We start from the raw sequence: 6,908 nt of genomic DNA on the forward strand, positions 1-6,908 counted from the left end.
TGCATAATTCCGCAGGTACTTTCTATTTGATCAGGTAGACAGCGCGTCTGCCTGATCAAATACCATCTCTGCCTGGTCAAATAGTATCTACTTCTGGACTAATACTCTGTGTAATTACCATACACACCACATAACAGAATGGGTATACTATTTATGTCTGTGCAATCAGCAAAATGTTAAACCTAAAGAAAGGTGAGCTATGAGCCAGATTTTTGATGTTCACGCACGTGAGGTCCTCGATTCCCGTGGCAATCCAACCGTTGAGGTTGAGGTTGTTCTTGACGACGGCTCCTTTGGTCGTGCAATCGTTCCTTCCGGCGCTTCTACCGGTGAGTTCGAGGCTGTAGAGCTTCGCGACGGCGATAAGAGCCGTTACCTGGGCAAGGGCGTTCTGAAGGCAGTCGAGCACGTCAACACTGAGATCCGCGACCTCGTTATTGGCTGGGACGCAGAGGATCAGCGCGGCCTTGACCTAGCTATGATCAAGCTTGACGGCACTCCAAACAAGGGTCGCCTCGGCGCAAACGCTATTCTCGGCGTTTCTCTTGCTGTTGCTCACGCTGCAGCTGCTTCTGCTGAGCTTCCACTTTACGCTTACCTCGGTGGCGCAAACGCTCACACTCTTCCTGTTCCTATGATGAACGTCCTTAACGGTGGCGTCCACGCTGACAACAACGTTGACTTCCAGGAGTTCATGATTATGCCTGTTGGTGCTCCTGACTTCACCACCGCTCTTCGCTGGTGCGCACAGGTTTACCACACCCTCAAGGACACTCTGAAGTCCCAGGGTCTCAACACCGGTGTTGGTGACGAGGGCGGCTTTGCTCCAGACCTTAAGTCCAACGAGGAGCCACTTGAGCTTCTTTCCGAGGCTGTTAAGGCTGCTGGCTTTGAGCTTGGCAAGGACTTCCGCTTTGCTATGGACCCAGCTTCTTCTGAGTTCTACAACAAGGAGACCGGCAAGTATGACCTCAAGGGCGAGGATCGCTCCCTTACCTCCGAGGAAATGGTTGCTTACTACGAGGAAATGGTCGAGAAGTTCCCAATCGTCTCCATCGAGGACGGTCTTGCAGAGGAGGACTGGGACGGTTGGAAGGTCCTTACCCAGCGTCTGGGCAAGAAGATCCAGCTCGTCGGCGATGATCTCTTTGTTACCAACACTCAGCGCCTGAAGAAGGGCATTGAGGTTCACGCTGGTAACTCCATCCTCATCAAGGTCAACCAGATTGGTACCCTGACCGAGTCCCTTGAGGCTATCGAGATGGCTAAGCGCGCAGGTTACACCGCAGTTGTCTCCCACCGTTCCGGCGAGACCGAGGACACCACCATTGCTGACCTTGTTGTTGCAACCAACGCTGGTCAAATCAAGACTGGTGCACCTGCTCGTACCGAGCGTGTTGCTAAGTACAACCAGCTTCTCCGCATCGAGGACGACCTCGCTGAGGGTGCTGAGTACCTGGGCATGGACGCTTTCTACAACCTTCGCTAAACCCGCAGGTTGTGGGCTAGACGGCGTGCGTCCGGCCCGACCGAGCTGCAACGTCGTTTAGGCTGCTAGAAGCTACGAAGCCGCATCTCATTTGAGGTGCGGCTTTTTTGTGTGCGCGGGTGCTGCGCGGGCGCTGCGGCACGAACGTCGGGGGCGGTGCGGGTCCGGGTGCGAGTGCGGGTCTGGGAACGGGTGCGAGTGTGGGTCTGGGAACGACTGCGTGAACTGCGGGTTTCTCGCCACGTTCGATGTTTGTAGCAGGTGTAAGGATCCCGTAGGCGCATCCGAACCTAGTTTGAAACACCCGAACACACCTATGTCGGATAATCTGCCGAAAATGCGTATACATTTCGTTGAAAATACTTATCTCATGCAGAATATCGTTATTAGATGTGTTTTTTATCCTTGATTTTGCAGATTATCCGACATAGATGTGTTTGCTTAACTCTGAAATTAAGGGTAATTAAATCTTTGATATATCTTCATTCATAATTATGTATATCAGATAGAAATTATGCATAATAGTGAATTGAGCGTACGTGATTAAATTCAAATTCTATAACCAAAGCTGCTCCACGATGTATTTGGGCTATTGAGTCTGGTTTTATCTGCAGTTTTTTGAGGATGTTCCGTCAGTCGATATAACGGCACCGCAGCATCCCACCGCGGTTATACTTGATATGTCAACTCTCAAGAATCCGAGGCGCCATGAACACCACATCAGAGCATGTAATACGCACAATCCTGGTTGGACAGTCGGGCGGGCCGACTGCAGCCATCAATGCATCGCTTGCGGGTGTTATTCGCGCAGCTCACGCCCAGGGCCTCCGAGTGCTCGGGATGCGCAACGGAATCCAGGGATTTCTTGAGGGCGGCGTCGTTGATCTGGTGGAAGCACTTGAACTTACAGCGTCTGAATCCGGATCGTCCAACCACGCATCCACAAATCCTGGCGAGAAGAACCTCCAGCTCCTAAGAAAAACGCCTTCAAGCTGGCTGGGTAGCTGCCGCTTTAAGCTGCCGGAGCTTGCTGACAACTCAGAATCCGCAGCCATCTCCCCTATCTACCAGCAGATTGATGCGCAGCTCAAGAAATACCAGGTAGATGCCGTGCTTTACATCGGCGGAAACGATTCCATGGACACAACGGACAAGTTGTCTCGATACTTTGCCCAGGTAGACAGTGCCGTTCGCGTTGTAGGCGTGCCAAAAACCATCGATAACGACCTCGAGGGCACCGATCACACCCCCGGCTTTGGCAGCGCAGCGCGATTCGTGGCATCCGTAACCGCCGAGCTCACCCGCGACGGCGGCGTCTACAACAGCAAAAACGTCACGTTTATCGAAGCCATGGGTCGCGACGCAGGCTGGCTCACGGCGGTTGGTGCACTGGCGCAAGATATTTGCGGAACCGCCCCAGACTTTGTCCTTCTGCCCGAGATTCCGCTCGATGAACACACACTACTTTCCGCCATTGAACAGCGACTTCGAGAGAAAAACAACGTAGTCGTGGTAGTCAGCGAGGGCGTCCATCACGCAGATGGTAGTTTCCTTTTTGATGCAAATTCTGTTGCAATTGATACGTTTGGACACCTTGCAGCTCAATCCGGAACAGCACAATACTTGTCGCAGCTAGCCAAGGATCAGCTGGGCGTAAAGTCTCGCGGTATTGAACTCAATACGCTGCAACGCTGTGCTTCGCATGCTGCCAGCAAAGTTGATTTAGACGAAGCGGAGGCGCTGGGAACAGCAGGAGTTGAAGCTGTTCTCCAAGGTAAAACGGGTGTTATGGTTGGCGTGCAGCGAACTTCAGATACGCCTTATGCTACAGAAATTCACACGACCCCTGTCGCCGACGTTGCTAACAAGGTAAAGCTTGTACCTCGAGAAATGATTTCCAAGGACGGCTTCAATGTTACCGACGCCGCCCTGACCTACCTGCGTCCTCTTGTCGCAGGCATGGAGGAGCCGATTTCTACCGATGGACTTCCCCGTTTTCTTGCGGAGCTATCGTAGGGATTCGTTGCGGACGCGACAGTGCCGTGCGGACGCGTGCAATCCGTTGCGGATGGGTGTGAGCCGCGGCTCACTACTCCCCGAGGAACCTTACCTCTGGGTGAAGCTCGACATCAAACTGACGCTTGACCTCGGCTTGAACGTGTTCAATAACTGCATGAACCTCAGCAGCGGTAGCGTTGTCGTAGTTGACCACAAAACCAGCATGCTTATCGGAAACACCAGCGCCGCCAAAGCGATAGCCCTTAAGACCAGCATCGGTAACAAGCTTGCCTACAAAGTGGCCCTCAGGACGCTTGAAAGTTGAACCGGCGGAAGGCAACTCAAGAGGCTGCTTTTCCTCGCGAGCGCGCGTGAACTCTTCCATCATTTCGCGGATCTTCTCGCCATCTGCGCGATGAAGATTGAACGTGGCAGAAAGCACAATCATGCCTTCATCTGCGATTCTGCTGTGACGATAACCCAGGTCAAGCTCGGATGCGTCCAGCGTAGCAAAGGTACCGTCGGCGAGAAGAACGCGGACGGATTTGAGCACGTCAGCGATGCAGCCGTCGTAAGCACCTGCGTTCATGAAGCATGCGCCGCCCACAGAACCTGGGATGCCGCACGCAAACTCCAGTCCAGAAAGGTCCAGCTCACAGGCCATCTCGGACGCCTCTTTAAGGCCGACGCCGGCCTGACAGGTCATCTCGGTATCGTCGATGCTTACGCCGGTGAGACCATCGGCAACAGCAATGATCACACCACGATAACCTGCGTCGGAAACAAGCAGGTCAGAGCCGTAGCCAAGGATAAAATAAGGAGCTTCTGCGTCTTTAACCGCAAGGAGAACCTCTTTAACCTCATCAGGGTCATCAGGGATGACATAGAGATCTGCGGGTCCACCCACTTTAAAAGTGGTGTGCTCACTCATTGGCTCGTCTACCAGGACGTTCTCTTCTCCAACAATCGAGCAAAGCTTTCCGGCCAGGCTTTGTAAGTCATAGCCACTTTCAGACATGTAACACGCTCCTTAGTAAGTTACTTTTTATAGTTTATCGCAAGCGAGAAAAACATGGAGTCGAGGAAGATAAACGCCTTATGTCTCAAAAATGTTTTTAGATTTCTATTGGGTTATTTTGGGGTTATCTCTCATTTCTGTCGAATAAATGTCCATCCTGTTTTGCGTGTTATCAGCTGTTAACTCTGCTATAGTACTTATCGATATGTTTCAGAAATGGTTGCAATTACCTACTGGTGGTAAGGTGGCCGAGCTTCAGGGTTTATAACAGCCCAGTTCAAAGAGCCATCAAGTCCGCGACCCGCAAAGGCGGTTAACCTGGTTAAAGTCCAGGACCAACGGTACAGTCCGGATGTCAGAAACGGAGACTTTTATGGCTTCATCCCACTCAACCCACGCAACAACCGCATCTTCTAACGGCTGGTCCACCAAGAGAATTGCTATTCTCGCCATGCTTTGTGCAGCTGCTGCAATCAGCACCATGGTGCTTCAGTTCCCACTCATCCCAGGCGTGACATTTTTGAAGTACGATCCATCGGGCGTCTTTGCCCTGCTTGCAGGCTTAGCTTTTGGTCCTGCCGCGGGCGCGATTGTCTCGGTGCTTCCCTACCTTCTGCACCTCACTACGGAGTCCGGAATTTACGGCACTATCATGGCAATTCTGGCAACGCTTACCTACGTTTTGCCTGTCTCGCTGATTGTGTACAACCGTTCCGAGAAGATCAAGCAGCTGATACTTGCCCTTATTGTGGGTAGCGTTGTCAGTGTTATTGCCTGCATTCTTGGCAACCTTGTAGTTACCCCAATCTACACCGGCATGAGTGTAGAAGCAGTAAGCGGACTAATTGTTCCCGCACTTCTCCCCTTCAACGTGGTGAAGGTTGCTATTAACAGCATCATCTTTGTAGTTATCATGCGCTCAGCTACCTCACTCTTTGAGAGCATCAAAGACGGTGAGTAATCTGGGCAACAATTCCCCTGATTTATACACGTCTGAAAGCACCGCACAAACTCAGGACCTGCCTGTAGCTGCGACGCTTTTGGACGTGACTTTTGTGCACGCAAAAGGCGTGGTTGCCTTAGACCACGTCTCGTTCTCTATTCCCGCAGGTAAACGTACCTGTATTGTTGGCGCAAACGGTTCGGGCAAGTCTACCGTTGCTTCAATTCTCTCTGGCCTTACCGCCCCTGACGAGGGAACCGTTACCTTTCTGGGAACCACCGTTGTCAATGGCGGCCAGGTTGACTTTGAGGCATACAAGACCATTCGCCCGCAGCTTGGCCTGGTCTTCCAAAATCCTGAAGATCAGATTATTTGCAGCGTAGTTGCAGACGATATTGCCTTTGGTCTGGAAAATCTTCAGGTGCCCAGCAATCAGATAACTCCGCTGGTAGAACAGCAGATTACCCTTGGAACTCTCACCGAGTTTGCTTCCGAAAATCCGCAGATGCTCTCGGGTGGCCAGCAGCAGCGCGTGGCCATCTCGGGCGCACTGGTCATGAAGCCGCAAATCCTGATTCTTGACGAACCTTCCGCAGCTCTTGACGTTGTTCATAGAAATAACGTCATGGGACTTGTCGAGAAACTCCGTGCAGCTGGAAAAACTATCGTTCATGTGACGCATTTCATGGACGAAGTGGTTTCTGCTGACCACGTTATTGCCTTAGACGACGGCCGTGTTGCGTTTGAGGGAACACCTGAAGCCCTCTTTGAGCAGCACGAGCTAGTTGAATGCCTGCATCTTGAAGAGCCGTTTGCCTATCAGGTGGCGCATGCGCTCAACAACCGTGGAGTTGTCGTGTGCAAATCCCCTTCGGCTCAGCGCGTGCTCGACGAGCTGACGGGGCTTCTCGCCGCAGCGTCGCGAGGCGAGAAGGGCGGCGTGGCTGAGAGCTGCGACGCGATGGCCGCGGGTTGTGACAGTATGGCTACAGCCGACAGCATGTCCGAGCCAGCAGCGGTTTCTGTGCGCGACGTGACGTTCTCGTACCAGAAACCCGTGCTCAAAAACATCTCGGTTGACGTGCAAAAAGGCTCGCATGTTGCCGTGATTGGCTCAACCGGTTCCGGCAAGTCTACCCTGGCGCGCTTGATTTGCGCACTTGATACGCCTGACGCCGGCAGACTCTGTGTAACTGGTTTGGATACTCGACAAAAGCAAAATCGCAGAAAACTTCACGGCATTGTTGGCTACGTCATGCAGCGACCAGAGCGCCAACTTTTTGCACAAACAGTTGCAGAAGACGTGGCATTTGGCCCTACTAACCTAGGTCTTTCTACCTGCGATGTCGCAAGTGCTGTGAATGCTGCTCTGAAACTTGTCGGTCTTTCCCACAAGGCAGATGCATCCCCTTTTGAGCTTTCTGGTGGTCAGCAGAGACTTTGTGCACTTGCAGGCGTTA

At 52.4% G+C, this 6,908-nt stretch carries 5 protein-coding genes and 1 riboswitch; of the genes, 4 read left to right on the forward strand and 1 reads right to left on the reverse strand.

Annotation, left to right across the window (positions count from 1 at the left end):
* Positions 1–199: 199 nt before the first annotated feature.
* Together eno and RWJ43_RS05395 are read left to right on the forward strand one after the other, a co-directional pair.
* Positions 200–1,489, forward strand: a complete 1,290-nt coding sequence (eno, locus tag RWJ43_RS05390; RefSeq protein ID WP_314008717.1) for a phosphopyruvate hydratase — start codon at positions 200–202, stop codon at positions 1,487–1,489.
* A 708-nt stretch (positions 1,490–2,197) separates the two neighbouring features.
* Positions 2,198–3,505: a diphosphate--fructose-6-phosphate 1-phosphotransferase gene (locus RWJ43_RS05395; RefSeq protein ID WP_314008720.1), complete on the forward strand. Its 1,308-nt coding sequence runs from the start codon at positions 2,198–2,200 to the stop codon at positions 3,503–3,505.
* Positions 3,506–3,578: 73 nt separating this feature from the next.
* Here the strand turns inward: RWJ43_RS05395 and murB are convergent, their stop codons facing one another.
* The gene (murB, locus tag RWJ43_RS05400; protein ID WP_314008723.1) at positions 3,579–4,505 is read right to left on the reverse strand and encodes a UDP-N-acetylmuramate dehydrogenase; all 927 of its coding nucleotides are present in this window, start codon (positions 4,503–4,505) and stop codon (positions 3,579–3,581) included.
* Between the two features lie 202 nt (positions 4,506–4,707).
* Positions 4,708–4,873, forward strand: a riboswitch (FMN riboswitch).
* Between the two features lie 5 nt (positions 4,874–4,878).
* On the opposite strand from murB, the gene RWJ43_RS05405 reads away from it, so the two are divergent.
* A complete protein-coding gene (locus RWJ43_RS05405) occupies positions 4,879–5,466 on the forward strand; it encodes an ECF transporter S component (RefSeq protein WP_314008725.1) in 588 nt (195 codons plus the stop codon).
* The coding region (locus RWJ43_RS05410; RefSeq protein ID WP_314008728.1) for an energy-coupling factor transporter ATPase at positions 5,459–6,908 on the forward strand (1,450 nt) is incomplete at its 3' end. The genes RWJ43_RS05405 and RWJ43_RS05410, both read left to right, overlap by 8 nt.

The organism is Lancefieldella parvula, assembly GCF_963530955.1.
GTDB lineage: Bacteria > Actinomycetota > Coriobacteriia > Coriobacteriales > Atopobiaceae > Lancefieldella > Lancefieldella parvula_A.

What these genes read in the sequence shown, in the direction of transcription:
- eno (WP_314008717.1), top strand. Translation starts at nt 200, where the DNA reads ATGAGCCAGATTTTTGATGTTCACGCACGTGAGGTCCTCGATTCCCGT.
- RWJ43_RS05395 (WP_314008720.1), top strand. Translation starts at nt 2,198, where the DNA reads ATGAACACCACATCAGAGCATGTAATACGCACAATCCTGGTTGGACAG.
- murB (WP_314008723.1), bottom strand. Translation starts at nt 4,505, where the DNA reads ATGTCTGAAAGTGGCTATGACTTACAAAGCCTGGCCGGAAAGCTTTGC.
- RWJ43_RS05405 (WP_314008725.1), top strand. Translation starts at nt 4,879, where the DNA reads ATGGCTTCATCCCACTCAACCCACGCAACAACCGCATCTTCTAACGGC.